General features: G+C 50.8%; 25 protein-coding genes and 2 tRNA genes. 14 read left to right on the forward strand and 13 right to left on the reverse strand.

All coding sequences use genetic code 11. The features are described from left to right. Positions 1 to 5: 5 nt before the first annotated feature. The gene (gene def, locus ACKI61_RS14230; RefSeq protein ID WP_407458326.1) at positions 6 to 545 is read right to left on the reverse strand and encodes a peptide deformylase; all 540 of its coding nucleotides are present in this window, start codon (positions 543 to 545) and stop codon (positions 6 to 8) included. Between the two features lie 10 nt (positions 546 to 555). Further along, positions 556 to 933, reverse strand: coding sequence for a preprotein translocase subunit YajC (yajC, locus tag ACKI61_RS14235; protein WP_407458327.1), 378 nt, complete (start codon positions 931 to 933; stop codon positions 556 to 558). 71 nt (positions 934 to 1,004) lie between these two features. Between yajC and folK the strand changes: the two genes are divergently transcribed. Genes folK through panC form a run of 3 tightly spaced genes read left to right on the forward strand, consistent with a single transcriptional unit; the run spans position 1,005 to position 3,017 of the window. Continuing rightward, positions 1,005 to 1,514 carry a 2-amino-4-hydroxy-6-hydroxymethyldihydropteridine diphosphokinase gene (gene folK, locus ACKI61_RS14240; protein WP_407458328.1) on the forward strand — a complete coding sequence of 170 codons (510 nt, stop codon included), beginning with the start codon at positions 1,005 to 1,007 and terminating at the stop codon, positions 1,512 to 1,514. Position 1,515: 1 nt separating this feature from the next. Beyond that, positions 1,516 to 2,166, forward strand: a complete 651-nt coding sequence (locus ACKI61_RS14245; protein ID WP_407458329.1) for a deoxynucleoside kinase — start codon at positions 1,516 to 1,518, stop codon at positions 2,164 to 2,166. After that, complete coding sequence (gene panC / locus ACKI61_RS14250) at positions 2,166 to 3,017, forward strand: pantoate--beta-alanine ligase (RefSeq protein WP_407458330.1); 852 nt, start codon at positions 2,166 to 2,168, stop codon at positions 3,015 to 3,017. The genes ACKI61_RS14245 and panC overlap by 1 nt, the downstream gene beginning before the upstream one ends. A 79-nt stretch (positions 3,018 to 3,096) precedes the next feature. Here the strand turns inward: panC and ACKI61_RS14255 are convergent, their stop codons facing one another. After that, positions 3,097 to 6,225 (reverse strand): CHASE2 domain-containing protein, encoded by a 3,129-nt coding sequence (locus ACKI61_RS14255; RefSeq protein ID WP_407458331.1) that lies wholly within the window; start codon positions 6,223 to 6,225, stop codon positions 3,097 to 3,099. Positions 6,226 to 6,276: 51 nt separating this feature from the next. On the opposite strand from ACKI61_RS14255, the gene ACKI61_RS14260 reads away from it, so the two are divergent. From ACKI61_RS14260 to ACKI61_RS14280, 5 genes are all read left to right on the forward strand, one after another. Next, positions 6,277 to 9,309, forward strand: a complete 3,033-nt coding sequence (locus ACKI61_RS14260; protein ID WP_407458332.1) for a DNA translocase FtsK — start codon at positions 6,277 to 6,279, stop codon at positions 9,307 to 9,309. Between the two features lie 167 nt (positions 9,310 to 9,476). After that, the gene (ispE, locus tag ACKI61_RS14265) at positions 9,477 to 10,343 is read left to right on the forward strand and encodes a 4-(cytidine 5'-diphospho)-2-C-methyl-D-erythritol kinase (RefSeq protein WP_407458333.1); all 867 of its coding nucleotides are present in this window, start codon (positions 9,477 to 9,479) and stop codon (positions 10,341 to 10,343) included. Positions 10,344 to 10,391: 48 nt separating this feature from the next. After that, positions 10,392 to 10,463, forward strand: a tRNA-Gln gene (locus ACKI61_RS14270). Positions 10,464 to 10,499: 36 nt separating this feature from the next. After that, positions 10,500 to 11,108 carry a 50S ribosomal protein L25 gene (locus ACKI61_RS14275; protein WP_407458334.1) on the forward strand — a complete coding sequence of 203 codons (609 nt, stop codon included), beginning with the start codon at positions 10,500 to 10,502 and terminating at the stop codon, positions 11,106 to 11,108. A gap of 70 nt (positions 11,109 to 11,178) precedes the next feature. Continuing rightward, positions 11,179 to 11,781 (forward strand): fibrobacter succinogenes major paralogous domain-containing protein, encoded by a 603-nt coding sequence (locus ACKI61_RS14280; protein WP_407458335.1) that lies wholly within the window; start codon positions 11,179 to 11,181, stop codon positions 11,779 to 11,781. 7 nt (positions 11,782 to 11,788) lie between these two features. Here the strand turns inward: ACKI61_RS14280 and ACKI61_RS14285 are convergent, their stop codons facing one another. The 3 genes from ACKI61_RS14285 to ACKI61_RS14295 all read right to left on the reverse strand — a co-directional run bounded on the left by ACKI61_RS14285 (position 11,789) and on the right by ACKI61_RS14295 (position 14,151). Beyond that, complete coding sequence (locus ACKI61_RS14285) at positions 11,789 to 12,058, reverse strand: type II toxin-antitoxin system RelB/DinJ family antitoxin (RefSeq protein WP_073053781.1); 270 nt, start codon at positions 12,056 to 12,058, stop codon at positions 11,789 to 11,791. Positions 12,059 to 12,327: 269 nt separating this feature from the next. Continuing rightward, positions 12,328 to 13,233 carry a PD-(D/E)XK nuclease family transposase gene (locus ACKI61_RS14290; RefSeq protein WP_407458336.1) on the reverse strand — a complete coding sequence of 302 codons (906 nt, stop codon included), beginning with the start codon at positions 13,231 to 13,233 and terminating at the stop codon, positions 12,328 to 12,330. Between the two features lie 435 nt (positions 13,234 to 13,668). Next, positions 13,669 to 14,151: a hypothetical protein gene (locus tag ACKI61_RS14295; RefSeq protein WP_407458337.1), complete on the reverse strand. Its 483-nt coding sequence runs from the start codon at positions 14,149 to 14,151 to the stop codon at positions 13,669 to 13,671. A 30-nt stretch (positions 14,152 to 14,181) separates the two neighbouring features. On the opposite strand from ACKI61_RS14295, the gene ACKI61_RS14300 reads away from it, so the two are divergent. The 3 genes from ACKI61_RS14300 (at position 14,182) to ACKI61_RS14310 (ending at position 15,244) form a co-directional block, all read left to right on the forward strand. Continuing rightward, positions 14,182 to 14,451: a hypothetical protein gene (locus ACKI61_RS14300; RefSeq protein ID WP_407458338.1), complete on the forward strand. Its 270-nt coding sequence runs from the start codon at positions 14,182 to 14,184 to the stop codon at positions 14,449 to 14,451. A 142-nt stretch (positions 14,452 to 14,593) separates the two neighbouring features. Continuing rightward, complete coding sequence (locus tag ACKI61_RS14305) at positions 14,594 to 14,929, forward strand: type II toxin-antitoxin system RelE/ParE family toxin (RefSeq protein ID WP_407458339.1); 336 nt, start codon at positions 14,594 to 14,596, stop codon at positions 14,927 to 14,929. Positions 14,930 to 14,932: 3 nt separating this feature from the next. After that, a complete protein-coding gene (locus ACKI61_RS14310; RefSeq protein ID WP_407458340.1) occupies positions 14,933 to 15,244 on the forward strand; it encodes a transcriptional regulator in 312 nt (103 codons plus the stop codon). A 290-nt stretch (positions 15,245 to 15,534) separates the two neighbouring features. Here ACKI61_RS14310 and ACKI61_RS14315 read toward each other — a convergent pair. Together ACKI61_RS14315 and ACKI61_RS14320 are read right to left on the reverse strand one after the other, a co-directional pair. Continuing rightward, positions 15,535 to 15,608 (reverse strand) — tRNA-Pro (locus ACKI61_RS14315). Positions 15,609 to 15,686: 78 nt separating this feature from the next. After that, on the reverse strand, positions 15,687 to 16,157 hold the full coding sequence (locus ACKI61_RS14320; protein WP_407458341.1) for a Smr/MutS family protein: 471 nt from the start codon (positions 16,155 to 16,157) through the stop codon (positions 15,687 to 15,689). A 133-nt stretch (positions 16,158 to 16,290) separates the two neighbouring features. Here ACKI61_RS14320 and ACKI61_RS14325 point away from each other — a divergent pair, with 133 nt between their 5' ends. Then, entirely contained in the window at positions 16,291 to 17,115 is an 825-nt protein-coding gene (locus ACKI61_RS14325) for a transporter substrate-binding domain-containing protein (protein ID WP_407458342.1), read from the forward strand. A gap of 6 nt (positions 17,116 to 17,121) precedes the next feature. Here the strand turns inward: ACKI61_RS14325 and ACKI61_RS14330 are convergent, their stop codons facing one another. Both ACKI61_RS14330 and ACKI61_RS14335 read right to left on the reverse strand, forming a co-directional pair. Further along, complete coding sequence (locus ACKI61_RS14330; RefSeq protein ID WP_407458343.1) at positions 17,122 to 18,018, reverse strand: lauroyl acyltransferase; 897 nt, start codon at positions 18,016 to 18,018, stop codon at positions 17,122 to 17,124. Between the two features lie 33 nt (positions 18,019 to 18,051). Beyond that, complete coding sequence (locus ACKI61_RS14335) at positions 18,052 to 19,389, reverse strand: UTP--glucose-1-phosphate uridylyltransferase (protein ID WP_407458344.1); 1,338 nt, start codon at positions 19,387 to 19,389, stop codon at positions 18,052 to 18,054. A gap of 91 nt (positions 19,390 to 19,480) precedes the next feature. On the opposite strand from ACKI61_RS14335, the gene tsaA reads away from it, so the two are divergent. Beyond that, on the forward strand, positions 19,481 to 20,269 hold the full coding sequence (gene tsaA / locus ACKI61_RS14340) for a tRNA (N6-threonylcarbamoyladenosine(37)-N6)-methyltransferase TrmO (RefSeq protein WP_407458345.1): 789 nt from the start codon (positions 19,481 to 19,483) through the stop codon (positions 20,267 to 20,269). Here the strand turns inward: tsaA and ACKI61_RS14345 are convergent. Next, positions 20,247 to 21,449 (reverse strand): sialate O-acetylesterase, encoded by a 1,203-nt coding sequence (locus ACKI61_RS14345; protein WP_407458346.1) that lies wholly within the window; start codon positions 21,447 to 21,449, stop codon positions 20,247 to 20,249. The genes tsaA and ACKI61_RS14345 overlap by 23 nt on opposite strands. Positions 21,450 to 21,591: 142 nt before the next feature. Between ACKI61_RS14345 and ACKI61_RS14350 the strand changes: the two genes are divergently transcribed. Continuing rightward, the gene (locus tag ACKI61_RS14350; protein WP_407458347.1) at positions 21,592 to 22,143 is read left to right on the forward strand and encodes a hypothetical protein; all 552 of its coding nucleotides are present in this window, start codon (positions 21,592 to 21,594) and stop codon (positions 22,141 to 22,143) included. 83 nt (positions 22,144 to 22,226) lie between these two features. Here ACKI61_RS14350 and ACKI61_RS14355 read toward each other — a convergent pair whose 3' ends face one another. Together ACKI61_RS14355 and ACKI61_RS14360 are read right to left on the reverse strand one after the other, a co-directional pair. Continuing rightward, on the reverse strand, positions 22,227 to 24,767 hold the full coding sequence (locus tag ACKI61_RS14355) for a VPS10 domain-containing protein (RefSeq protein ID WP_407458348.1): 2,541 nt from the start codon (positions 24,765 to 24,767) through the stop codon (positions 22,227 to 22,229). Positions 24,768 to 24,898: 131 nt separating this feature from the next. Beyond that, on the reverse strand, positions 24,899 to 25,963 hold the full coding sequence (locus tag ACKI61_RS14360; protein WP_407458349.1) for a histidine phosphatase family protein: 1,065 nt from the start codon (positions 25,961 to 25,963) through the stop codon (positions 24,899 to 24,901). Positions 25,964 to 25,965 lie beyond the last annotated feature (2 nt).

The following is a 25,965-nucleotide window of genomic DNA, read 5'->3' on the forward strand; positions in this document are numbered from 1 at the left end:
GTCGACTACTTCTTCTTTAGGCTTGCTTGCGTTTCCTTCGCCATTTTCTTGAGCTTGGACTGATTCATGGTGCGGTCGGCCGTCGAAATCTTGTCCACGAACAGGTCTCCGTTCAGGTGGTCGGTTTCGTGCTGGATACAGCGGCCAAAGAGCCCGTCGCAGTTGTGGATTTCCTGCGGCTCTCCGTTGATATCGAAAAAGCGCACGCAAACCTTGTCCGGTCGAATGACGTTGCAGAAAATGTCCGGTACCGAAAGGCAACCTTCGTCGTAAGGGACGGGCTTTGCATCGGGTTCGGCTTCCCATTCGGGGTTGAACATGATGTAGGGGCGCGGATCTTCTTCACCGGGAATGGCGGTGTCAATGACAACAAGCCGAATGTTCTTTCCGACCTGGGGGGCGGCAAGGCCGCAACCCGGAGCATCGTACATGGTCTCGAGCATATCCTTAGCGAGCTGCCTGAGTTCGGGTGTGATTTCGGTGATGGGGGTGCACTTTTTGCGGAGCACCGGATCTCCGTAAATTCTAATAGGGAGAAGAGCCATGGTCTAATCCTTATTTCTTTTCTTCGGTCTTTGCGGCCGAGGCGGTTTCTGCGTTCAAAACGCGGAGAATGGCTGACTTGTCAAACTCAATAAGAGTCGTAGATGCGGTGCGAACGGTAATGTTCGTGCCGGTTTCGTCGATGCTTGTTACCGTACCTATGATACCTGCGGTAGTGATCACCTTGTCGCCCTTCTTAAGGGCCTTGCGCATCTCTTCCATCTTCTTCATTTCCTTGTTCTTCGGGCGGATGAAGAACAGCCACATCACGACGAACAGGAGGATCAGCGGAAGGAAGCTTCCGATGGCGCTCGGCTGCTGTTCGGGTGCGGCTTCTTCAGCGAAGGCGGCGATGGATGTAAGGGTGATGAGGAGTGCAGAAAGTTTCATAATAAACCTTGAATGAGGGTGAATGGTTTGTTTCGGGTGTAAATATAGAAATTAATATCTATATTTATGGCGTGGATTCTTTAGAACGAGTATTTGTTGCACTGGGATCGAATTTGCCGAATCGCTCAAAGCATTTGAGCGAAGGGCGAGAAATGCTCAGAAAAGTCTCATCGGGAGGCTGGAAGGAAAGCCCGATTTACGAGACTCCTCCCGTTGGACCGGCGGGGCAGGGTCCCTATTTCAACCAGGTCGTCAGTTTCTGGTATTCGGGAACGTCAACTCGTTTGCTCCATTACCTAAAGGGCGCCGAATTTGTTCTAGGACGTAAACCGCGTGGACATTGGAATTCAAGGGAAATCGACTTGGATCTCCTCTATTTCGGCAAGGAAGTTCGTCACGGGCGTCCTAGTCTGCCGCATCCGCAGATTGTTAACAGGCAGTTTGTCCTTGTCCCCTTAAACGATGTCGCCCCCGAATGGGAAGATCCGCAGCTTGGGACTAAGGTCAAGGACCTATTGTCAAACCTTTTGCAGAAAGAAGAAAAGATTCCGTTCCGTGTGATTTCTTCGGAGGAACCCTGATATGCTTATAGAAAAGGGCGTTCATTTTTTGGCTATAGAAGGACCTATCGGTGTAGGTAAGACATCGCTTGCGAAAATCATTGCAGAGCGTTGGAAGGCCATGTTTATCGAGGAAAACTTTGTCGATAACCCGTTTCTTGAAAAGTTCTATCAGAATAAGGAAGCCTACGCATTCCAGACCCAGCTTTTCTTTTTGCTGGACCGTCTGAAGCAGTTGCAGCATTCTGCTTTGCAGAGCGACTTGTTCCACGATCTGCTGGTCAGCGACTACACTTACGACAAAGACCAAATTTTTGCGGCGCAGAACCTTTCCGAAAGCGAATATGCCATGTATGAACAGGTCGCCCGCGCACTGAACCACGATATTCCTCGGCCAGACCTGGTTGTTTACTTGCAAGCTTCTGTTCCGACGCTATTGAAACGAATTCATGGCCGTGGTCGAAACATGGAAAAAAGTATCGAAGGGGCTTACCTGAAGGGCTTGATGGATCGTTTCGACGACCATTTCTGGAATTACCCCTATGCCCCGGTCCTTATCATAAATACAGACAACATTGACTTTGTCCATAACGAAGCCGATCTGCAGATGGTGCTGAACGCAATTGCCCAGTGCCCGAAGCAGACGACTTATTTTGTTCCAGAAGGTAAATGATGCAAATCGTAAATACAGTTGATTCCCTGCGCAAGATTTTAAAACCACTTTCCAAGCAGGGGAAAACTATTGGTCTTGTTCCCACCATGGGCGCACTCCATGCGGGACACGGTGCCTTGATCAAGGAATCGGTCAAGAATTGCGACGTTACGGTGGTGAGTGTGTTCTTGAATCCAATCCAGTTCGGCAAAAATGAAGACTTGGATAAGTACCCCAAGCGCCTAGAAGCCGATGCAAAGCTTGCCGAATCCCTTGGGGCCGATTATGTATTTGCTCCGAGCGTTGCTGAAATGTACCCCGAAGGCGACCCGCTCACCATGGTTCGTGACGAATCCCTGGAAAGCATGTATTGCGGCGCATATCGTCCGGGACATTTCCGTGGAGTCTTGACTGTTGTCTCGAAGCTGTTCTTGATTTCGGGTTGTGACCATGCCTACTTTGGCGAAAAAGATTACCAGCAGGTGTTCCTGATTGAGCGTATGGTGAAGGACTTGAATTTCGACATTCAGATTCATCGTGTGAAGATTGTCCGTGAAGAATCGGGACTAGCCCTTTCGAGCCGCAACGAGTATCTGAGTGAAGACGAACGCAAAAACGCTTTGTCAATCAGCCTTGGACTCCGGGATGCCAAGGATGCCTATGCGAAGGGCGAACGTTCGGTCAGTAAGCTTCGCGATATTGTGTTGAAGTCGATCATTGCCGCCCACGGCATCGTGCAGTTTGTCGAGGTGGTGAACCAGAAGGACTTGCAGAAGTTCTCTGGAATTCTTGGAGCCGAAGACAAGGTGGTTATTTTGGTCGCCGCATTCTTTGGAAAGACGAGGCTCATTGACAATATTGAATTGAATTAAAAAATCTTAAGTTAATTTTGTCAAAAAGAAACGAGCTTGGAAAAATTCCAAGCTCGTTTTCTTTGTAGATAGGTTGTGATTACTTTTCCGTAGCGGTGAAAACGCCGTCCCAGGTTTCGCCCGGGGCTACCGGCGGGTTGACCTTGTAGGCTTCGCAACGTTTGATGTAAATATGCGATGGCGTTGTCTTGCTACCTGGGTCGCGGTCGGGATGGTGCGGTTCCAGGTCCAGACACTTGGTGAACAGGGCGATGGCGTCGTCCCATTGCATGTTGAGGTAGCAGGTACGAGCCTTTTCCCAAATTTCAACCAGTTCGGTGAGCTTCGCCTCGTTCTTGCAGCCGGTTTTTTCCAGAAGTTCAAAAGTCTTGACGGGCTGGCTCTTGCCAATCACGCGGATGGTGTCGAGCGAGCGGTAGATGAAGTAGCCTGGCTCTAGGTGCTTCTGGGTGTCTTCGCTGATTTGAATGTAGGCTCCGTACTGCTTGGCCGCACTTTCAAGACGTGCAGCAAGGTTCACGGCGTCGCCCATCATGGTGTAGTTCTTACGCATCGAAGATCCCATGTTGCCCGTCACGATGTCGCCGGAGTTGATACCGATGCGCATATGCATGTCATGAACGACCTTTGGCCACTTATCGCCTTCGCTTTCCCATTTTTTACGCAGCTGCATTAGCTTCTTCTGCATGTCGACCGCAGATTCGCAGGCGTTCTGTGCGTGGTTAGGGAGCGGCATGGGCGCTCCAAAGAACGCGATGATGGCATCTCCTTCGTATTTGTCGAGTGTACCCTTGTTCGAAAGGAGTGTGTCGGTCATGGCAGTTAGGTACTCGTTCAAGAGATCAACTAGCTTACTCGGGTCGCCAATTTTTTCGGAGAAGGTGGAGAAGCTTGCAATGTCGGTAAAGTAGGCGGTAATGTTTGACTTTTCGCCACCCAAGGTCGGCATGATTTCGTTGTCCACCATGGCAGATATTAGTTCTGGCGATATGTACTGCTTAAAGGCGTTGTTGATGAAGTTCTTTTCTTTGTTTTCGAAGTAGAACTGCACGACTAGTGCCGTAATGTTGGTGAGGAGCATGGCGAGCAACTGCTTTGAAACGCCGATGTAGAGCCCGCTCTGGAAGTACTTGTAGGCAACATAGCTGTAGACGAACATCAATATAAGCGAAAGGGCCACCGAGATGTAGCTCTTGAAGTAGAGACCTAGGATAAGGCAGAGCAGTGCGAGCAGGATGACGATAATTCGCTGGTTCTTTTCGTCGAGGGTCACAAGGTAGTCGTCTTCGAGAATGTTCTTCATGATGGTGGCGTGAATTAGAACGGCGGGGTAGTTTTCTTCGTGCGGCCCAGGAACAAAGTCGAAAAGGGCCGCCGCGGCCGAGCCTAGGATGAATATTTTGCCCTGGTAGAACAGGTTGTCGACGCGTCCCTTGTAGACATCAAAGTAGGAAAGGTGCCGAAAACGCCTGTTGTTCGTTTCGTTATAGCGACCTTTGTAGTTGACTTGGTAACGCCCATAGCGGTTGATCGGGATGCGTTTCACGTTGCCGAAGCGGAGCTCCTGTCCGGGTTTCAGATTGTTGATAGCCTCGTCGCTAGTTGCTTGAATGTCACGGATGACGGCATCGGAAAGGATGGCTTGGTTGGAATTCCATTTCTTGGTGTTCTTGTTGAAGCTGATTTGCATGTCAAGCGAAAGAATCAGTTTCTTGCCGGACGGCATGTGCGCAAGCGTGTCCTTGTAGAAAGCAAGAGTCTTGACGGTACTTTCCGTGAAATCAATCGTTTCTTCGTCTTCTTCATCTTCGTCCTCTTCCAGGTCCTTGACGATTTGGAAGAAACCCTCGTCCTCGGTATCTTTTCTTAGGAAATAGTTGCTTGTAAGTCGTATTTTTTCGTTTTCGGCTAGCGAATCTAGCTGTTCCGTATTAACTTTCATGAGCAGGGCGGACTGTTCTGCGTCTAGGCTGCTGCTTGCGCCTCCATTAGAAATATCGAGAAACAATTTCCCGTTCGAATCTTTTTTTGCAAAAACCTTGTTCGATATTTCCAGGATTTCGTTGCTTGCCCTAGACTGAATCTTCTTTTCGGAAAGCGTTTCTTTGAGCAACAGGAACATGTGATAGCTGAAATTCGGGTATGTCGTGTGAAAGATTCCTGCTGAGTCGCGGTAAATGCCAAAAGGCTTTCCCACATCAATGTACTGACCCATCTTGACAACCACGTCCTTGGGATCCTTGTGGAACAGGTGCAGGATTGTCATGAGCGACATGGTGGAGTACACGTAGCTCTTTTCGGGATCGTTTTCCATAATGGAGTGGATCTTTTCCCTATCGCTTGCGTTGTTCGTGTCCAACAGAGAAAGAATGTCTAAGGAGGGATTGGGGAATCGGTAGAGCATGGCGACTTTTCGAACAACGCCGTCGTTGTCGGGGTAGGCGTTCACTGAACCGAATTTTGCACCCGCCTGTGCAAGTTCTGGGAAAATGTTGTCGAGCAGGTCCTTGGGCTCTACATCGTCGATTTTGTCTACCTGGGTTGTGTCCAGGGTGGAAGTGTATCCAATATCGTCAGCGCGTTCTTTGGTGCTCAGGGGAATCCATTGCGAGGGATGCTTGTAGGACTTGCGGTCGTCAAACATGAAGCAAACAATGGCATTTCCGCTTTCTCTGACGGCGCTAACCAACATGGAATCGAAGTTGTAGTTGGCAAGCAGTGCTGGGTAAAGGGAGTCCACTTCGGCTTCGGGGGCGATTTTCTTGAGAACGCTTACCGCCTGGTTTGTCTTCTGTATTCCAAAGTCGGCGTTCTTGAACAAAATATCGAAGCTGACCGCCGCAGCACCTCCTTCGCTTAGGTTCTGGATGACCTTGGCGTGAATGGAACGATCCCATTCGTTATAGTTTCCGAGCTTGGTCAGGGAAGGTTCGTCGATATCAACAATGAAAATGTTGGGGTCGGTGCTGTCGCTGAAGGAGATACGCCTGTGCAAGGTGTTGTCTTCGTCGAGAGCCTTGTCGGAATGTGTGGCGGCCTTGAAAAACAGGTCGTAGAAGATGTTTTCCATGGCTTCGGCCCCGTTTCGGGTCGAACCCTGGATGTCGTTTTGCGTACTTCCAAAAATGAGAATGATGAGTACAATGACTGCCGAAAAGCTAAAGCCCGAAAGGACTTTCTTAATCTTTTTAGAAAACTTTATTTGCATGGGAAAAAAGATAATAAATGCTATATTTACAAGGTAATTGCGGAGGCTTTTTTGGCTAGTCAAAAGAAAACTTCATCGAAAAAAACGGGAAAAACGGCGAAACCAACCAAAAAGGTGACTGGCGATGTTGAATCGCAGAGTTTTGGCATGATTGTGGGCGGCTGGTTTTTGGTTGCATTGGGTGCCTTTGTCGCACTAGGTTGCATTTGCTCGGTTTATAGCGGTTCCCAGGGAAATATGATGGGGCCCTATCTCGGAAAGCTTCTGCCCGGATGGCTTGCCTTTTTCTTTGGAAGGCTACCTTCGTTGGTGGTTGCCTTTGCCCTTTCTTTTTGGGGACTCTCCCTTATTTCGGTTGTAAGGCGTTTTATCTTTGTTCGGTACGCCTTGGGGCTTTCGTTGCTGTCGATAGACTTGTCCTTCCTGCTTGCACTTAAGAGCTATGGCAAGGAGAATCTTTCTAAGGAGATCTTGTCGCAGAATGGTGGCGTCCTTGGCCAGTTCTTTAGCCAGAATGTGATGTTGCCGTTCTTTGGTCCGACATCTATTGTGATGCCGCTTTGTTTGTTGCTTGTGGCTCTGGCATTGATTCTTGTGTTAGCTTTTGGACTTCGCCCGAGACATTTCCGGTTTGTGGTGCAAACGACATCTTGGCTTAAGTCGGTCATGGCAAAAAATAAGCCTTCAGATAACGATGTTGAACCTATCTCCGGCCGTGAAAATTTAGATGTTGTTGCGACCAATATGAATTTGCCTCTCGCGGGGCTTCCGCGAGGCGTTTACATGGACGACAATACGGTGAATATTAAGCCGGACGGTTTCAAGATTCGCCGCAAGAACAGGGTGACGCCTTTCAACGGACGCAGTAACTGGATGGATGATGAATTCAGTTTGAATGGTTCCTTGGACGAAATCCCCGATGTTCCGGATGAAGTGCTGCAGACCATGACGCCGCACCAGGTGAAAGAGGTGGTTCAGCCGCAATCAGAACCTACGAACAACGTTGCGGGCGAGTATAACCTGGACGAAGATCCTGAAATCCGCAGGCTCGAAGATTACTTGCGCCAGAATGGCGGCAAGATGAACGCCCTTGAAATCGTGGAAGTCAAGGAGAAAATTGCGGCCCTCAAGCGAGCCCGTGACTTGATTGCCTGGGAAAAGGATCATCGCGGCCGTATGCAAGTGAAGGGCGATGTGCGCCGTGAAGGTTCTCCGATGACGGGGGCTATGGATGCGCGGACTGTGGCCGACAATGCGATGCCGACGGGGACAATGCCTGCCGCCAAGGGTGTAACGCAAAGGTCCATGACGCAGGTTCCGTCTGATGACCGCACGGTGATGGCGGGTGAACAGACTCGCGGAAACGTGAATGCCGAAGACTTGCTCGGTGGCGATGGGGCCGAGACGATGGGTGCGCCCGCTTCGGATGATGATACTTTTGTACCGGAAGTTTATGGTGCCGACGATGTGGGTGATGTCCCTGAGATGCCGGATGGAACACTGGGGGCTTCGATTGGGAATGTGCCGAGCGGTACATCAACAGCGGGTATGAAGGCTGCCCCGATTCCGCAGCGAGACCCGACCACGGTTTACGACGAATACAAGGTGCCTGCCATTAGTGACATTCTGGAAGAACATGAGCCGCAGACCGCCGATTACAGCGAAGAAGAACTGAACGCTATCGGCAAGATGCTTGAAGAAAAACTCGAAAACTTCAAGGTGAAAGGCCGCGTGATCGGTTGTGAAACGGGCCCGATGATTACGCGATTTGAAGTGGAACCGGGCCCAGGCATGAAGGTGAGCCGGTTCTCTGCCTTGCAAGAAGACTTGGCGCTTCCACTCAAGGTTTCTTCGGTGCGTATTCTAGCCCCGATTCCGGGCAAGGCTGCTGTCGGTATCGAGATTCCGAACCGCAAATTCCAGACGGTGTACAGCCTCGATGTGTTCCAGAGCGAAAAGTTTAAGCCCTCGCCCGAAAAGATTCTGGTGGCGCTCGGTAAAGACATTACCGGCGAAGCGTTCACGATGGACTTGGCTAAGGCTCCGCATTTGCTGATTGCAGGCCAGACGGGTTCCGGTAAGTCTGTCTGCATTAACGCTCTCATGGCGTCTATGCTCTTTAGTAAGACTCCTGACGAACTCCGCATGATTCTGGTGGACCCGAAGGCGGTGGAACTCAAAATGTACGAAAACATCCCGCACCTCTTGGCGCCTGTCATTACCAAGCCCGAAATTGCCATTCAGGCGTTGCAGTGGCTGTGCTACGAGATGGACCGCAGAACTGAAGTTTTGGCATCGGCGAAGGTGCGTAACATTGGCGGCTTTAACGCGAAGTTTGAGGCGGGCGAGTTGCCTGATGAAGTGCCCGAAGAAGACCGCAGTCACCGCATGGCATTTATCGTGGTGATTATCGATGAAATGGCGGACCTTATGATGGTCGCTGGCAAGGAAATTGAAAAGAACGTGGCGCGCCTTGCCGCAAAGGCTCGTGCCGTGGGTATTCATCTGGTGCTTGCCACGCAGCGCCCGTCGGTGAAGGTTATCACTGGTATTATCAAGGCGAACTTGCCGACGCGTATCAGCTTCAAGGTGGCGTCCCAGATTGACGCCCGCACGGTCATGGACCATGCCGGCGCAGAAAAGCTCTTGGGGCGCGGCGACATGCTTTACAAGGCCGTGAACGATCCGGAACCGGTTCGTGTTCACGGAGCCTTCTTAAGCGACGAAGAAGCCGAAAAGCTTGCCGATGCCTGCTCCGACCAGAACGTATTCTACCCGCAGGTGGAATCGTTCGACGTCAGCGACGGCGAAGGCGACGAAGATGGCGAAGGCGGCGGAAAGGACCTTGGCAAGCTCGACAAGCTGCTTTACGATGTGGCTGTTTGGGCGGTCGAATGCCGCGGGCTTTCGACCTCGGCGGTGCAGCGCCACTTTAGCGTGGGCTTCAGCCGAGCCGGTAAAATTGTGGACCAACTTTACAGCCTCGGCGTGTGTGGCCCTGCCAAGGGTAACAGCAAACCCCGCGCCATGCTCCTTGGCATCGAAGAAATCCAGAACATGGAACGCTCCGGGAAATTCGGGTAAGTTTCCTTTAAAATCATTTTAAAAGAAAAGCTGTCCTATCGGAACAGCTTTTTTGAATATTATGTGTTGTTTTTTTTTCTGATTGAATCGCCGTGTAGACCATTTTGATGACTTTACGGTGATGGTCATTTAGTTTTTCTAGAAATATTTTTGCTAAGTTTAACGGTATGAAAGAATACGCTCCTGCCAAGATTAATTTGTTTTTGGATGTTATTCGTAAACGTGAAGATGGCTACCATGATTTGGGCACCCTCTTCCAGACCATCGACGCTGGCGATACTGTAAGTGCCGAGCCGCGCCAGGACGGTCGGATTACGCTTTGCTACAACGAACCGCAGAATTATCCGCTGGAAACGGACTTGGTTTACAAGGCCGCCAAGCTCTTGCAGCAAGAATCGGGTTCGACCCTCGGTGCAGACATTTATTTGAACAAAGTAATGCCCCTGGGTGCAGGCCTCGGCGGTGGTTCTGCAGACGCTGCTGCGACGCTTCGTTTGTTGAACCAGCTGTGGAAGCTCAAGTTCAAGTTTGAAAAGCTTGAAGAAATTGGTGCCCGTCTCGGGGCCGATGTGCCGTTCTTGGTGCGAGGCGGCACAGCTTTCGCCGAAGGGATTGGTGAAAAGCTCACTTTTGTAAAGCCTCTGCAGTTGAACGACGAACAGTACCTACTGGTGGCCACTCCGCATGATTCGGTTCCGACCAAGGATGCCTATGCAGGGGTGCCAAAGTCTGGTCCGGACCGCTGGGAAACTTACAGGGCGAAGTGCATGCGCACGGGCAAGGCCGCGTCGATTGACTTTGCGCTTGCCAATACCTTCAATGCTTTTGAAGAGTCTGTGTTTCCTAGGCATCCGCTTGTCGAAGAGATGAAAAATGAGTTCAAGCGCCTCGGGGCGAAATCCGTCCTGATGTCGGGGTCAGGAGCGTCTGTTTTTGGCGTTTTTGCAACTCGCAAGCAGGCAAAAGAGGCCGCCGAAGAGCTGAAACCCATCTCTAGATACCAGGTGGTGACCCGCTTTTTTGAGGGTTTTTAGCCCTAACCCTTTGAAAAAGGCGTAAATTTGCTATATTTGCGCCACCATTGGGGTATCGTCAAGTGGTAAGACAACGGATTTTGATTCCGTTATTCGTTGGTTCGAATCCAGCTACCCCAATGAATTTTTTAACCATTTACTAATTGGAGTAAAATTATGGAACTCACAAAGCTCGCAGCAACCTCGAGAGTGCTAGGCAAGAGCCGCGACAACGCCCGCCTTCGCAAGGCTGGCCAGATCCCGGCTGTCTATTATGGTAAGGGTCAGGAGTCCGTGAATATCAGCGTTAGCGCAATCGATGTTCGCAAGGTCCTCGCCCCGGGTAAGCGTTACACGCTTCTCGATTTGGAAATTGATGGCAAGGCCGGCAACGCTGCCGTAATTTACAACTACCAGAAGAATCCGCTGACTCAGGAAATCGAACACATCGACTTCCTCAAGATCGACGATGCTACCAAGGTCAAGGTTCGCGTTCTCGTCAAGCTCAACGGCCTCCCGGTTGGTGTCAAGACCCAGGGTGGTACCTTCGCTCAGCAGAACCGCTACATCCAGCTCGCCGCTGTGCCGACCAAGATTCCGGCCGTGCTCGAAATGGACATCTCCGAATTCCCGGCTCCGACAACGTTCTACGCCAAGGACCTGAAGCTCGAAGACGGTATCGAACTCGCTTGCAAGCCGCGCACCGTTATCTTCACCATTACTGCTAAGAGCGGTAAGAAGGCTGACGACGCTGCTGAAGCTGCTCCGGCTGCCGAAGCTAAGTAATCGCAGGTTTTCTAAAATCTTGCAAAAAGCTGCTAGGAAGTTCCTAGCAGTTTTTTTATATTCTACGCCGATGAAAAATGTGTTGATTGTGGCTTTGATAAGTTTGTTCGTGGTTAACTCCATGGCTGCACCGAAGTCTAAAAAGAAAAACGAGTTCAAGGACCCGCGCGACAAGCAGACGTACCGCACGGTGAAAATTGCCGGCCTCGAATGGCTGGGCGACAACCTGAATTACAAAACCGAGGGCGGTTTCTGCTACAAAGATGATGACGACCAGTGCATGGTCTACGGCAGGCTCTACACTTGGGATGCGGCCAAAAAGGCATGCCCCGCCGGGTTCCGCTTGCCCACGCACGCCGACTTCGAAAGCCTCTGGACCGCGGCGGGCGCCGACTTTAACGCGGGTTACTTGATCAAGGCCGATTACGGCTGGTCGGGTGACACCAACGGCAACGACACTCTCAAATTCTCGGCGATGCCCGCCGGCAACCGCTTCGACGACGAAACCTACGGCAACACCGCCAAATTCGCCTTCTTCTGGAGCGCTGACGATTCCTCCGAAGGCGTTGCTCCCGGCTCTGCCCGCGTGTGGTACCTCACCAGTAAATCCATGGCGTTCGGCTACATGTCCAAACCCAAGAACTTCGGATTCTCGGTCAGGTGCGTGCGGTAGTAAGTTGTCATATGCCAAGTTCGTCCCATAGCTCCTGCGGTGAAGCATAAGTTTTTGCATTAGGATCGTGGGCGAGTTCTTCGCCTTCCTTGATGGCTTCGAGGAGTTCTTTGGACGGAGGTCTTGTAACGGCAAAAGGCAGGCCGTGGTGCAGAATGGCTTGCTTCAGGAAAACCGTAAACGCTTGGGAGAGCGTCAAGCCCAAGTCGTTGAATAGTTCGGTTGCCTGAGCCTTGAGCTCTTTGTCGATTCGTATGTTTGTTACCACGGTACTCATACCTCTAAATATACAACAATTAGTTGCGTTTGTAAAGTGTCTGTGGTGTAAATGTTGTAAAGTGGGAGGCCTTGTCATTTTTCGCAATTTCCTTAATTCTTTGCGAAAGATAAAACAAGAAACGTCTAATGCGTGCAATCAATTGATTGCAAAATTGCGATTATTTTTAGGAGGGGGAGGGGTCCCCCTAACTCTAGCCACGGCTCAGCCTGCTCCGCACGCCATATATGGAATCGGCGGCCTTTCGACCGCCACGTTTGTTTAAAGATTTACTTCAAGTTGCGAATTTTAGCTTCCGGAAGTCCCGTATAAGAAACAATCTTTTGAAGAGGCTCTTTATTTTCAAGCATTTTCTTCGCAATATCCATTTTCGTCGAATACTCGGCTACAGCCCGGTCGAAATCGCTCATGTCTACAGTCATAAGATACCTCGAACTGAAATTACATAATTTCACCTCGTTTTGCAAGAGCTTGAACACGGGATCGTTCGCAAATTCACTGAAATCGGCTTCGCGATTCAACGTGTCGATGGCGCGGAGCCACTGAGCCAAGCGGCAGTTGTCGCCGACATAGTCCTTCGCGTTCTTGAGAAACTTCGCCACTTCAACCAACGTCACTGTCTGGCGGTCAAAGTAAACCTCCTGTTCCTGATTTTTCAGCTGCACCGTATGGCGGTAATTTGGCGACTTCGCGAACGCGTCAAAGAACTGGAAACTGACCACGTGCAAGTTTTCGAGTTGCGGAACTTCGCCCTGTTTCACCATATTGTTTGTAAGGCGGGCCACGTAAAGGACAAGACGATCCTTGAACAAGGAATTGTTGTCCTCGTGTTGCACCTCAATCGAAATGCGGTCACGCGGTGCATCTGATCCGCGATCATTCGTCAGCAAAATGTCCGGTTCGACACTGTGGTAACCAAGCTCGCCAGGAATGAACGGGTTCACGAGCTTCGGATTAGCGATGCGGTCCGAGCCGATCAAGCCTAGAGCCGCATTCACAAGGTCCGTCGTGAGAATCAAGTTCTTTTCGCTGGCAAGGATTTTCTTGATGCATCCGTCGTTGTAGAAATACACGTTCCTGTGTTCGTATTGTTTGACAAATGCGTCAATGTCTTGCCCGTTTTCATTCGTTTTTCTGAGTTCACCAAGAAACTGCGCGAATTCATCACGTTTCATTCTATTTTTCCTAAACCGGGGAACAGCCCCCGAAAAGCGAATAGAGAGTTGTCCCTATCTTTATATGTACACGCTTTTTTAGGCAAAATTGAGACTGAATTCCATGTAAAAAGATGTTTTCACGTTTCTAACGGGCGCTCAGTCGCCGCGCTAGAGCCTGCCCCGGACTTGTTCCGGGGCAACGCCCTTGCTACAAATGCCCACGGCTCCAGAAAAGTGCTCGTCTCGCTCTTACATGACCGTTCGACTTGCGTCTCACTCTCACTACAGCCCCAGCTTAACGCATGGGGCTTTAAGCTCACATGGCCGTTCCGGAATGTTCGCTTTGCGGCCAGGCTATCGCCGTGTCTGACGTTACCCCCTCGCCTAAGGGCGCTCCGCCCCTTAAAAACCCCGGGTGTTGTAACAGGGGGGGGATAAGAGATGTTTTATAAATTATTCGGCGCAGTTTAAAGCGGTAAACATTTCGATATCTTTTTTGTCTTTGGCGTAGACGTATAATGTATTGTCCTTTGTAAAGGTGATTGCGTCGTCAGGATAATATTCATATGTTAAATCTGAATCCTTGAGTTGAATCATATAATATTCTTCTCCGTCTTCATCTTTAGTTTTTTGATACATGCCTGTTATTGTAGTTGTTCCGTCAGGACTAATCATTGTCATTGTCACGGAGCGCCCTGGGCCAAAATCATATTGGATGTCGTTAATGGCGGGTCCCCAACTACAGACTTCCCCAAAGACTAGCACGTATGAGTATTCTTCATGTTTCGAGAACACGTCCGATGGAGTTTGCGTCTGTGCAGGAGTAGCATTGTTTTCAGAAGCTTCATCCTTAGCAGAACTGGAATCGTCACAAGCACACAGAAATGCCGATGCCGCGACAACAGTAATAGCGAGTGTTAGTTTTGTGAATTTCATAGTTATCTCCTTGGTTAAAAAAACATACCCTTGGATAACTTTACTCCACAAAAAAAGCGTGGAGTTAATGCTATTACCCTGTTGAGGTTCGGCAAAACCATTCTAGAAATAAATGCAAAAACCCACGCCACGCGGCGTGAACCTATGCATCTTGAATCTTCTAGAGTTAAAATTTTGCCGATTCCAACAGGAAGCCAAGAGCAAAGCTCAAATATGTTTAATCGTTATTTTTCGATAAAACCTCTTCTTTACACCAATAATATAGTCAAAAAACGCCATGATGTTCAAGAAAATTTATAAATGGTGTTTTTTTTGCGTTGTAAAAAGAAATAAATTTTTCGTGAAATCGGTATTCAAACGTCCCAAAACAGCGTGTATAGTAATAGGGGGTAAAAAAATTCACCTTAACCCTTGATATTATGTCGAATCTGATATATATTTTATGAGTCCGAGTCATAAACCATTGGTCTGGTTGCATGAACAACCGCAGACACCACCGTTATCTCAAAAAGCGAGGATAGAAACCGGATATCTGTTACGATTACTGCAATCGGGAATGAATCTGTCGCTTCCACAGAGTCGCCCGATGCCGTCAATTGGAGCGCATTGTCATGAACTTCGCATTCGAGATGAAAATAAGATATGGAGATTATTTTATCGGATTGATGCGGATGCAATAGTTGTGATTTTATGGACGGAAAAGAAAACGAACAAGACGCCTGATGAAATTCTGGACTTGTGTCGTCAACGATTGAAATCTTATGATGCGGAGGATTAGTTTATGGATAAGTTGAAGAAAGAAAGACTGCAGAAGAAGGGATGGAAAGTCGGGGATGTCGACGAGTTTTTGGAGTTGAGTCCTGCTGAAATGGCGATTGTTGAAATGAAGGTCGCTTTGGCTAAGGCGTTGGTTGCCAAGCGGAAGTCTCTTGGTGAAACTCAAGTCTCTGCCGCAATTATCGCGAAAACGAGCCAGTCTCGTTATGCCAAAGTGGAACATGCGGACTCCAGCGTTTCCCTTGAACTGATGATCAAGATGTTCTTCGCGTTAGGTGCAACCAAGAAAGAATTGCTGAAGACACTGTCGGCGTAGTCGGAAGCGGAATAGCGAGAGTGACGCCTGTTGAAGCGAGATTAGACAAAGCCTTCACTTCGTTTCATTTTTGTCTAAGCATTCATCAGTGAACGCGAGATTAGACAAAAGTTTCACTTCGTTTCAACTTTTGCCCTGCGGGTTTTGGCTTGCGCCAAAATCTCTAACTTGCCCGATATTCGCTTTGCTCATGGGGCAAGTTAGTCGAACTCATTTCGTGAGTTCTCATCTCGCGCTAGTTGCAATAAAAAAAACGAAAGGACACCCAAATGGTGTCCTTTTCGTTTTTATCGGAATAGCGAGATTCGAACTCACGACCTCTTGCTCCCGAAGCAAGCGCTCTACCAGGCTGAGCTATATTCCGGTTCGGTGGTCCAATAATAGAAAAAAAATTGAAGAATTTAAAGGGGAAGGGCGCAAAAAAGTGAAAAAAATCGGATTTTTATTTCTTGGCGGGCTTTCTGGTGGTTTTTGCCTGGGCGGGGCGCGGTTTTCCGAGGATCATGATGCTTGAACCGGCGTTGTCGGGCTCGACTTTGTACAGCTGGATGCGGTTGCTCCATTCGGAACGCACCTTGCGGTCGATGATTCGCTTCACGTTGCCGTAGCTGGGGTTTCCGCCGCCGTGGATGACCCTGAGAATCTTGAGGCCTGCAATCATCAGGTCATCGATGCGTCGTTCTACAGCTTCGGCCGCCTCGTCGGATGTCATGCCGTGGAGGTCGATTTCATCTTCGGGCACGGGGAGTTCCCAGGCGGCCGGGTTACGGCGCATCTTGCGTCCGCGCGGGGCCCGCGTGGGGCGTGCGGCGGCTTGCTCTTCAGCTTCTTTCCGCGCCTGCTCGTCCTTGTCTTCCATGTGGTGGTTGTTGATCCACTGCAGCTGGAATTCTTCTTCTTGATTGAGTGGCATTGTTGGCTCTTTTTTGTAAAAAGATAGAATTTTTAGAAAATTTTGCCTATTTCGCCAAGAAAATTCAATTGTAAATACAATTCTTTTTTCTATATTGACAAAAAGGTAAGTGTTTTATGAGGTATTTGTAAAGATGAAAACTCTTTGGGTGCTGGGGGCGCTCCTAGTATTTTTATCGGCGTGTCAAAATTCAGAAATTCCGGAAAACCGTGTATTTTCGATTAAAGATCTGCTTCATAAGAAAGTGGGGGTCCAGACCGCCACAACTGCCGAAATTTATGCTGCTGATTATGGTTCCGATTCCGCCAGGATAGAAACGGTTCCCTTTGAAACCCTAGAACAGTCTATTCAGGCCCTGCGCCGCGGAGAGCTGGATGCGGTCCTTTGCGACGATGCTCCCGCTGCGGTCTATGTGGCGAAATATTCAACCCTTCGCATCTTGAATGAAGTTTTCAAGGAAGAATCCTATGCGGGGATTGTGGCAAAGCAGAACTGGGCTCTCCTTGATACGGTAAACATGGCGCTTATCCAGATGCGAGCCATGGGGGTCTACGATTCCATTTTCAATTCCTATATCGGTGGAGACGGCTCCTATCATATCAAGATGGGCAAAGTGACGGGGCCCGCCCTCAAGGTGGTGACCAATGCGGAATTTCCTCCGTATGAGTTCCGTACCGATAAGGGTGCCCAGGGGATAGATATCGAAATTGCCCGCTACATAGCAAACTTCATGGAGCGTCCGCTCGAAATTATTGACATCGACTTTGACGAAGTGATTGGAGCGGTGGATTCGGGCAGGGCAGATATTGGTCTAGCCGCTTTTTCGGTGACTGAAGAACGCGGAAAAATAGTCAACTTTACCGACAATTATGCCACATCGAAAATTGTGGTGGTCGTTCGTAGTGGCGAGACTGAATCGACTTTGCAGCGCATTAAGGATACGCTGTTCGGCGATTAATTTTGCTTATCTAGGGGAGTCTTGTGCTTCCCGAAAATTTTGGTGATAGTTCCAGCTCCACTGTTCAGGGTGCTCGGCTATCCATGTCTCAATTTCTTTAGTGATGTCTTCAATGAGCCCATCCGACTTGGGTGGATAATATTTTTCGAATCGGATGATAATGCGGCGCAGGGGAGAGCTTTCGGTCCAAGTCCTAAAGATGACGATGCCGGCCCCCATCTGGTTTACCTTTTGCGGGAGCCTCAGGTAAAGGGTGCTCTTGCGTCCGAAAAGTTCAACGGAGTTTCCCTTGGTGTTTCGCCCCTGGTCGACGACCATTGCCAAAATACCGTTCGAGCTCCCATTTCTCGAAAACAGATTGCGGATGAGCTTCCCCGTTTCTTCGGGGTGGTATTCGGTCAGGTGCGGGGTGCTGCGAAGCTCCTTGAGCACTTTACGAAAAGTCTGGTCGCCGACGGAATCGGTAATCAGGTGTACATTTTCGCTGTAGCGGCAAAGGCTGCGGTGCAAAAGTTCGAATGCTCCCTGGTGAATGCTGATGGCGGCGATGGGCCCAAGTTTTACGGCTTCGCGGATGATTTCTTCGTTCTCGTAGACGATTCGGTCTTCGACGCTTCTGAAGTAGGCGAGTCCCCGATACGAGTCTAGCGCGTTCCAGAAGATTCCCTTGAAAACATCACGCGGTGTTGTTTTCTGCAGCGGAAACGGCGTTCCGTTTGCGAATTGCTCTTGAAACCGCCTCGCTTTTTCCAGGTGGCGTGCGACGCGACCATAGGCGCGCTTGGTATGTAACGCCTTGTAAATCGGAAAAGCGAGTGTGAACAGCGTAGCGTAGAAAGCGTTTGGCAGGCGGAGCAGGAAGTGGAATGTCGCTTTGTACAGAACGAACCTGATTTCCTTCATTGATCCTTCCTACTTCCTACAGTCTACTTCCTACTATTCTTCGTCAAATTCCAGAATGTTTCTTCCGAGTTCACGTTCGAACACGCGACGGCTAAGACCTTCGCCGGCGTAGCTCAGCGTGGGCGATACTTCGTATAGTTTGCCCGGCTTCACTTCGACATGGGCCTTACGGAGCCATTCGCGATGGAGTCTTCCAATCATAGTGCGCGCAGTCTTCGGCGAATCGTTTCCGTCGGCATTTTTTACCGGAGAAAATTCTTCTTCGCGAATAACACCAAAGGGTATCATCGTGCCAAGTTGCGGGAAGGCGTCAAAGAGAAACTGCTCAAACTTCCAGCATTTCTCGATACCGCAAACGGTTTTGCGGGCGGTGTGCCACGGAAGTTTGCTTGTCTGTAGCTTGCGGAGCCCTTCGATTTTGAACAAGTGAATGGCGATGTTTCCGCCGTCAAAGGTGAGTGTGCCATCGGCGTTGGTCATGTCGCGGAAGCTTTCGGGCAAGTCGCTGTATTCTACGACTCCGGGCTTGTTGTTCTGCAGCGCAAAGATGCCCACTTTCTCGTTGGGCCCTGCCTTATGCACCACCTTGGATGCCGACATGCTGCGGCCTTCGCTGGCGAGAGCTCCGATGAAAGCCGGATCGCAAATGCGACAGAGAGCGTTGTCGACGCTGTAAAGGAATACGTAGCGAACTCCTTTTTCAATCAACCAGGCGAGGGTTCCGCTCTGGGCGAGCGCCCTGAAGCAGCCTCCGTTGCCGTCGGGGACAAGGGCTAGCCGGTTGTTCTCGTCGACGACGGCCTTTCCGTTCGGATCAAGTGCGCAGATGGTTCCCTGTTCAAAGAATCGGATATTTTCGCGGGCGTATCCGAAAAAGTTGTGCTCGGTAAAAAAGTTGACTGTCGCTTCGTGGTTCAGTGGGCTTGTCATGATGCACCACGGAATCGCATGGCCTACCTGGGCGGCCAGATTCTGCAAGCGTTCCGCCTGCAGCTGGAACAGACTCTTGTGGCTGGGCAGCCCGATATCGAACATGCCTTTCGGGCCATCGAATCCGAGTCGCGATCCCTGTCCGCCTGCGACCAGGAATGCGGCGACCTGGCCTTTCCCTAAAAGAATTTCACCTGATTCCTTCCAAAAATCGTATCGCAGGTCGTCTGCGGCAATCTTGAACGGCATGGGCTTCAAGTCGCCCGACACGTTGTCTTCTAGTGAAGCACTGGACTTTTCTGTGTAAAGAGCCTTGAGTTCTTCCCAGTCTTGGCTCTGGATGTCGCGTTCCAAGTTCTTGCGGGCATCTCCCGACAATGTTTCAAGGTGCTTGGCCAGATCTTGCTGACCTGCTGCGTTCAAAGATTCGATAATATCCATGGACCGTAATATAGAAATATTGCATTCAAAAAATGAGTTGTATAAAAGGCGGCATGTTTGGGCATTGTCTATTTTTTCTATATAATCCGTTGTGAATCAGTTTGATGAAATAACCTTCAAGGTGGTGGCTCGCATCCGGAGCGATTTCCACGATAAGTTTGGAATTCCCCGGCAGAGTGGTCTCCTGAAGAACCTGCGTTCGACGATCGTTTTTGAACCGGAATACAGGAATGCCGATGCACTGCGCGGTCTAGAGGGCTTTAGTCACTTGTGGCTTTTATGGATATTTTCGGAGAACGTTCGCGACACTTGGAAGCCGACGGTGCGTCCGCCTAGGCTTGGCGGGAATACGCGGCTAGGTGTGTTTGCAACGCGCAGCAGCTTTAGGCCGAATCCGATTGCCATGAGTTGCGTGAAAATCGAAAAAATCAACCTGACGGGGGAGAATGCTCCCTCCATTACGGTCAGCGGCGCCGACCTGATGGACGGCACGCCTATCGTAGACATCAAGCCCTATTTGCCGTATTCGGATTCTGTGCCCGAGGCCACCGGTGGTTTTGCCGAGGCCGTCCGTTTTAAAAAACTGCAAGTCGATTTTGCCGCCGAGGCGCAAGCAGTTCTTGAAGGCACGGAATTTGCACCCGAAAATCTAGCGCCGGAGTTACTTGATGGCTCGGAAATTGCGCCCGATGCCTCCTGCGCAAAGTTCCCCGCAGAAAAAAAGGCAGCTCTAGTAGAGCTGCTTTCCGAAGATCCGCGGCCCGCGTACCAGAGGTCCACCGACCGCATTTACGGCATTAGGTTCGCCGGCTTCGAAATCAAGTTTCAAGTGCAGGGCGACCACCTGACGGTCGTCGCTATTTTACCATTACAGGCTTAGTGGCCTTGAAAGCCTCGCCTTGGGCACTGACTACGTAGCGCCCGGCCGGGAGTCTGTCTGAAAGCATAAGGGTGTTGGTTCCGGCGTAGTTGCCGCTCAAATCAAGCACTTCCTTGCCGAGGCTAGAGTAAACCTTGACGGTGAGCAGTCCAGCCTTTGCAACGCTCAGCTGTATATCGCCAGTCTTGGTAATCGAGAGCGAACCGCCTGCAAAATTTTCCACCTGGGTGAAGCCCATTCCGTTTTCAGACGAAGAAGATCCTTCGACGGAGGTCTCGCTAGAACTCGATGCAACTTCGCTGCTGCTGGATTCTGCCGCGCTGCTACTCGATTCTGCAACGGGTTTGAGCTTGTCGCCCAGGACCTCGATCATCTTTTCGGCATAGCGCTTGCCGAAGTCGCGGTATTCCTGCGAGGTGAAGTGCACGTTCTGGCCGTCGCCCAAAGCCTGGTTGAAGCCTTCGGATGACACCACGTAGAAGTTCTTGGACTGCTGCGGAAGCTTTGCGATGTTGTTGTTCGCGCCCTTGCTTGAACCGCTGCGCAGCACTTCGCCCGCAAGGAACGGAATGTCGTTTTCGAGGCCCAAGTCCTTGATGATGTTGTCATAGACCCTCTTGACCTTGGAAGGCCACTGGCCATCGCCGGCATCGGTTTCGCCCTGGTGGAAAATAATACCCTTGATAACGCCTTCTTCCTGGGCCTTCTTGGCCATTTCGATCAGGCGTCCATAGGGGTTTCCTCCATAATCGTTAATGCGCTGGGTCATCCAGCTCTGCTGTGTTTTAGCATAATTTGCGTAGGAGTCCTTGTCGAACAACTGGATGCTGCAACCGGCGACAGCCACCACGATAACCCCCACCTTGATTTGTGAATCCGTCTTTTCGACCATGGTACGACCAAAATAGTCCGTGGGGCCAAGCTTTGCACCCTGACAGTGCGCAAGCGGAGGTACGGCAGTAGACCATTTGCCCTTGGTCTTCCCGGAGCAAGAGCCATTGTCGGCCGCCCAGAGAACCTGGAAACGTTCGTCAACCGTCTTGTCTTGCTGCCCGATATCGCCCTGGCCTTCCATATTGGACTGGCCAAAGGCGAGATAGATGTGGAAGTTCGGGTCCGGGGCTGCGTTTACTTGAGAGAGAGCCATTGCGAATGCTGCTCCTAAAAGAATTTTCTTCATAATATACTCCAAACAATGGGAAAAATTACCCTCAAGCTAAAAATAATCCATTATTATGGAGGATTTTTGATTGTAAACTTTAATATGTTGTTGATTTTTACAACAATAATTACTTATATTCAAGGAAAACTCGAGGTTCTTTATGAATAAAAAGATTTTTCTTTCGGTTGCTGCTGTGGGACTTCTTGCAGCGTCCCTGACTGCATGCGGTGATTCTTCTTCTGGTGCCAAGTCTTCGAAGGCGGAAGACTGCGCTGCGGGGCTTTCGGCAGAATGCTTAGAGGGTTCCTGGAACTTGGTTGGCCTTGCCCTCATCAGTACAGATCCGGCAAATCCTGGCGCAGGAGATATCCTTACCAACTACAACTATTCGGCTGCACCCGGTGTAATGACATTCAATGAAGATGGTTCATTCCAGTTCGATGTGCCCATGAGTGCCCCAGAAGATCTTAGGACGGTAGACTGCAATCCTATTTATGGTGACTGGTCGATTGCAGGAGCGTCTCTTACCCTGAATGCAAAAATCAATAACATGTGCCTTGGCCAGAAACACATTACGATCACTCCGGTGATCAAGCAGGAAGGAGTCTCTATCAAGATGTCCTTTGGCACTCTTTGGCTAATGGAAAATGCAATGGACGAAGTCGACCTTAGGGCTTCTTCGACTGAAGTATTGACCATTAATGCAGACTAAGTTCTGTAAAGATTTCAGCTAAGCCCAATATTAAAAAGTCCCCGGCATGAAGCCGAGGACTTTTTGTGTGTATTTGGAACTCTTTAGCGAATCACCAGGGATTTCTGGTTTAGCGTCTTCCCGGTTGCGTCCTTGATGCGGGCCAGGTACTTGCCTACGGGGAGCTTATTTAAACTAATGGCGTTGCTTTCGATGATGGCGCTCAAGGCGAGCTTGCCGTTTACACTGTAGATTTCGACGGTGCTGTTTGCGGGGGCGCTCACATGGAGCGTACGCTTTTCAAGCTGCATGAAGGTCGTGCTGGAAACATTTACCCGCTTGAGTCCGGTCAAGATGGTGCCTTCGGGGGCTCCGATGATGAGTCCGCGGCCCACGGTGCTCATGTAGACGACACCGAAGGTGTTCATGTCGCCCTGCACGAAGTTTCCGTTGCCGGGACCACCGAACATGTGTGCGTTGTCGTTCACCTGTTCCCAGGTCTTGCCCTTGTCTGTGCTGCGGTAAATTCCCAGCGGGTTCTCGGCGCCGCCAGCGACACCCCAGATGAATATCGTCTCGTAGTCGGCTCCTTCCTTGGCCTTGCCGATGCCAACGGCAATCGCCGTGTTCACGCCTTCGCACTTGTTCCAGGTCTTGCCGCCGTCTTCGGTGTAGGCGAGCCCGTTTTCACTGTAGCCCTTGGAAAGCCACATCTGCGATTGGTCGAGCGGGACCCACAGGTGACCTTCGCGACCGTAGACCGTGCGTATTAGACCGCCACCGTTGTAGTATTCACCTGCGCCCTCGTTTTGGAGGCGAGCCGTCTGCGCCTCAAATGTCTTGCCTTTGTCTGTTGACTTGTAGAGCGTGCCCATGGAATTCATCACATAGAAAACATTTGCGTCTACAGGGTCAGCGACGATGCGTGAGTATTGAGTCTGTGTGCCCGTCTCGATGGCGGTCCAGGAGGCTCCGTTGTCGTCGCTGCGGTAGACGTTTGCGCTCTGGTCTGGGCGATGCAGTATCACCTTGCCGTCCGCAGAAAGTACGACGAGTCCCTGGGCGCCCTTCAGGGTTGTCTTGACGGTATCCCATTTGGCGGCGAGTGCATCGTCGCTTCTGTACATCACGTTGTAGTTGATCGCTTCGTATTGCCCGTAGACGGTGATGGTGCCGGTGCGCAGGAACGTTCCCGAAAGCGGTGCATAGGCCATGCTCTGCGTGGTGCCGATGGTGGGCGTGTGGCGCGGAGTACTTTGGGTGATGTCCGTGTAGGCGGCGCCGTCATAGTCACCGATGGCGGTCACAAGTGGTCCGCCAGGAACGCTCACGATATCGAGCGGCACGGTTTCTTCGATGCCCTTCGACTGGAACTTCCAAACGGGAACCTTGGCGGTAATGTCATCCGTCATGAAAATGCCATTGCCGCTGGTGACCCAGGCTTGCTTGTTATTGAACGGGTTGATTTCGAGCGAGCCCGCCCAATGGATGGCGTTGCCCGGAATCCAGGAGGTGCCGTTCGCGTCGATGTTCACGCCATCGCCATAGTGCTGTCCGTGAATCCAGCTCTTGCCGCCATCTGTCGAGGTGTAGATGCGGTCGCCGTAGTTGTCGCGTTCCTTGCCGTTCGCATCTTTGGCAAGGTGGCGCCCGGTGTACTTGCCGAGCGTCGAGACCACGATGTGCTTCGGGTCCTTCGGGTCGATGGAAATGCCTCCGTAGGAACTATAGTCCTTCTCGTAGGTGGTGGGGCTCTGCTCGTGCGTCACCGAATCGCTCGGGGTGATATCTTCCCACGTGCCGCCTGCGATGTTGTACTTATAGACTGCACCGCTGTTGATGCTATGGGGGCCGGGGCCGTCGGCGTAGGTGATGTACATGTTGCCGCCCACAATCTTTGCGCGGTGGGGCATCAGCTTTTCGGGACCTCCGCTAATGGCCTTCCAGGTCTTGCCTCCGTCGTTACTGACTTGCAGGTTGTCCTTGGTTTCCGAAATGCCGATGTAGATGGTCTTGGTGGATCCGTCTGCGTTTTTGCCTTGCGATTCATCGAACATCACGAAGCTGATGCCGTTTACGTTGTTCAATGCGGATTCGGTGGCGCTGGAGAGGGCTACCTGGTAAGCACTTGTCCAGGTCTTGCCGTAGTCGGAGCTCTTGTAAAGGCCCTTGGTGCGGCTGCCGCAGAAAAGGATGTTTGGCATATTGGGGTCAACGGCGAGCTTTTCGCCGGTTTGGCGGCCCATGCCGTTTCCGTGGGCGAGCATTTCCACGTAGCTCGTGTCCCAGGTTTCACCGTAGTCTTCGCTTCGCAGCACTGCGGTGCGCCCCTTGCTAAAGTAGCCGGTCCCGGCGAGAACATAGATGCGCTTGGGGTCGGTGGGGTCGAGCGCGAACGCTTCTGTGCCGTAAAGCCCCTTGTCGTTTTCGGAGATCCAGTCCATCAGCGGGGCCCATGTCTCGTTTTTAAAGTCGTAGCGGTAGATGCCGCCCACGTCGGTGCGGGCATAAAGCAGGTTTTCTTGCTTTGGGTGGAAAATGACAGCCGAAACAAATCCGCCGCCATCAAAGCGGACGTTTCCCCAGTTGTATTTTTCGGCATTTGCAGTTGAAACAAGGACGCCGAGACCAAAAATCGACGCCATTGTCAAAAATTTCACTTTACCAAGCATACCATCTCCACTTTTTTTCAAGAAAAATATCTTAAAAAACAAAAAAGCGGCTAAAAAAGCCGCTTTGCGCTAAAATTTATGTTTATGGATTCTCAACAGAGGCTTTAATCTCGCGTGGTTCCGCGGTCTCCACCCTTGACGGCCACAAAACGCACCTGGTTGTCGCTGTTGACGATGATTGCGACACCCGCTAAGAAATTGATCCACCGACGAGAATTGATGTCGTGCAGCTTGAGGTCAATTTGCTTTTGTGTGGCGTAGGCTGTAAGCGGCATCAGGAGCTGGTCGTGCGATGCCATCAGCGTGTACTTGGGAAGCTGGTCATAGTCCTTGAGAACGTAGTTCGTCAACAATTCCTGGGTGCGCTCTTCTAGGTCGTAGAATGCTTCAGAATACTTGTCTTCGTATATCCAGTAGGTGTAGACAAGGTTGACATTGTTCAGGGAGTCGGCTTTTGCGATGGAATCGCGCATCTCGCTGTTCTTCAGGTACCAACCATCAGCAAGCTGGGGGATGGTGTCTGCTGAAAAATTCACGGCGACGGTGTCGTCGACGATCTGGGACTGGCCGCGTCCGACTGCAATGTTCAATGCGGTCTGGTAGGTGCGTACAAATCCGGAATGGTAGAACACGAAGTCAATCGGACCGGCGAGCTTAGCGCCCATGGCCTGGGCTTCCTCGATGCCGTTTTCTGTCAGCTGGGATTCTTTCGTAATTTTGCGATCGCGTTCGCCATGGCGCACGATAAAGATGACCTTTTCGTTGCACTGGATGGACCTGTAGACTTCGCCGATATCATTAAACACATTCATCGGAAATTCGACTGGTACGGGAACTTCGCCTTCGGCGCAGCCGTTCGCTTGTGTTCCCGGATTGGTATCGATTCCGGGTTGAGTCGCGGTCGTATCGACCTGGCCCTGTTCAGGATTTGTTGGGGGTGGATCAAGGGTCGCTGTCGAGTCACCTGTCACCGGCTCACCTTGAACATCGGCCGGATTGGTGGTCTGGGTCGAATCGTTCGTTTCAGTGGTTTGCTGCTGGTCGACCTGTGTGGTGTCTGCACCCGGCTGGGCTGCAGGGTCGGCCGGATTGCCCGAGGAGCTGTCATCAGAACACGCCGTAAGCATGGCTACAGCGGTCAAGGCGGTAAAAAGAAATTTAGTCTTCATAC

It is taken from the genome of Fibrobacter sp. (genome assembly GCF_045601785.1).
Taxonomy (GTDB): Bacteria; Fibrobacterota; Fibrobacteria; order Fibrobacterales; family Fibrobacteraceae; genus Fibrobacter.

Bases quoted from the DNA above. Each gene is read 5' to 3' on its own strand.
- ACKI61_RS14325 (WP_407458342.1), top strand. From the start codon at position 16,291: ATGAAAACTCTTTGGGTGCTGGGGGCGCTCCTAGTATTTTTATCGGCG.
- yajC (WP_407458327.1), bottom strand. From the start codon at position 933: ATGAAACTTTCTGCACTCCTCATCACCCTTACATCCATCGCCGCCTTC.
- ACKI61_RS14290 (WP_407458336.1), bottom strand. From the start codon at position 13,233: ATGAAACGTGATGAATTCGCGCAGTTTCTTGGTGAACTCAGAAAAACG.
- ACKI61_RS14255 (WP_407458331.1), bottom strand. From the start codon at position 6,225: ATGCAAATAAAGTTTTCTAAAAAGATTAAGAAAGTCCTTTCGGGCTTT.
- ACKI61_RS14285 (WP_073053781.1), bottom strand. From the start codon at position 12,058: ATGAGTACCGTGGTAACAAACATACGAATCGACAAAGAGCTCAAGGCT.
- ACKI61_RS14350 (WP_407458347.1), top strand. From the start codon at position 21,592: ATGAATAAAAAGATTTTTCTTTCGGTTGCTGCTGTGGGACTTCTTGCA.
- ACKI61_RS14320 (WP_407458341.1), bottom strand. From the start codon at position 16,157: ATGCCACTCAATCAAGAAGAAGAATTCCAGCTGCAGTGGATCAACAAC.
- ACKI61_RS14355 (WP_407458348.1), bottom strand. From the start codon at position 24,767: ATGGCGTCGATTTTTGGTCTCGGCGTCCTTGTTTCAACTGCAAATGCC.
- ACKI61_RS14245 (WP_407458329.1), top strand. From the start codon at position 1,516: ATGCTTATAGAAAAGGGCGTTCATTTTTTGGCTATAGAAGGACCTATC.
- ACKI61_RS14275 (WP_407458334.1), top strand. From the start codon at position 10,500: ATGGAACTCACAAAGCTCGCAGCAACCTCGAGAGTGCTAGGCAAGAGC.
- ACKI61_RS14310 (WP_407458340.1), top strand. From the start codon at position 14,933: ATGGATAAGTTGAAGAAAGAAAGACTGCAGAAGAAGGGATGGAAAGTC.
- panC (WP_407458330.1), top strand. From the start codon at position 2,166: ATGCAAATCGTAAATACAGTTGATTCCCTGCGCAAGATTTTAAAACCA.
- ACKI61_RS14295 (WP_407458337.1), bottom strand. From the start codon at position 14,151: ATGAAATTCACAAAACTAACACTCGCTATTACTGTTGTCGCGGCATCG.
- ACKI61_RS14360 (WP_407458349.1), bottom strand. From the start codon at position 25,963: ATGAAGACTAAATTTCTTTTTACCGCCTTGACCGCTGTAGCCATGCTT.
- ACKI61_RS14305 (WP_407458339.1), top strand. From the start codon at position 14,594: ATGAGTCCGAGTCATAAACCATTGGTCTGGTTGCATGAACAACCGCAG.
- ACKI61_RS14345 (WP_407458346.1), bottom strand. From the start codon at position 21,449: ATGAAGAAAATTCTTTTAGGAGCAGCATTCGCAATGGCTCTCTCTCAA.
- ACKI61_RS14280 (WP_407458335.1), top strand. From the start codon at position 11,179: ATGAAAAATGTGTTGATTGTGGCTTTGATAAGTTTGTTCGTGGTTAAC.
- ACKI61_RS14330 (WP_407458343.1), bottom strand. From the start codon at position 18,018: ATGAAGGAAATCAGGTTCGTTCTGTACAAAGCGACATTCCACTTCCTG.
- ACKI61_RS14335 (WP_407458344.1), bottom strand. From the start codon at position 19,389: ATGGATATTATCGAATCTTTGAACGCAGCAGGTCAGCAAGATCTGGCC.
- def (WP_407458326.1), bottom strand. From the start codon at position 545: ATGGCTCTTCTCCCTATTAGAATTTACGGAGATCCGGTGCTCCGCAAA.
- ispE (WP_407458333.1), top strand. From the start codon at position 9,477: ATGAAAGAATACGCTCCTGCCAAGATTAATTTGTTTTTGGATGTTATT.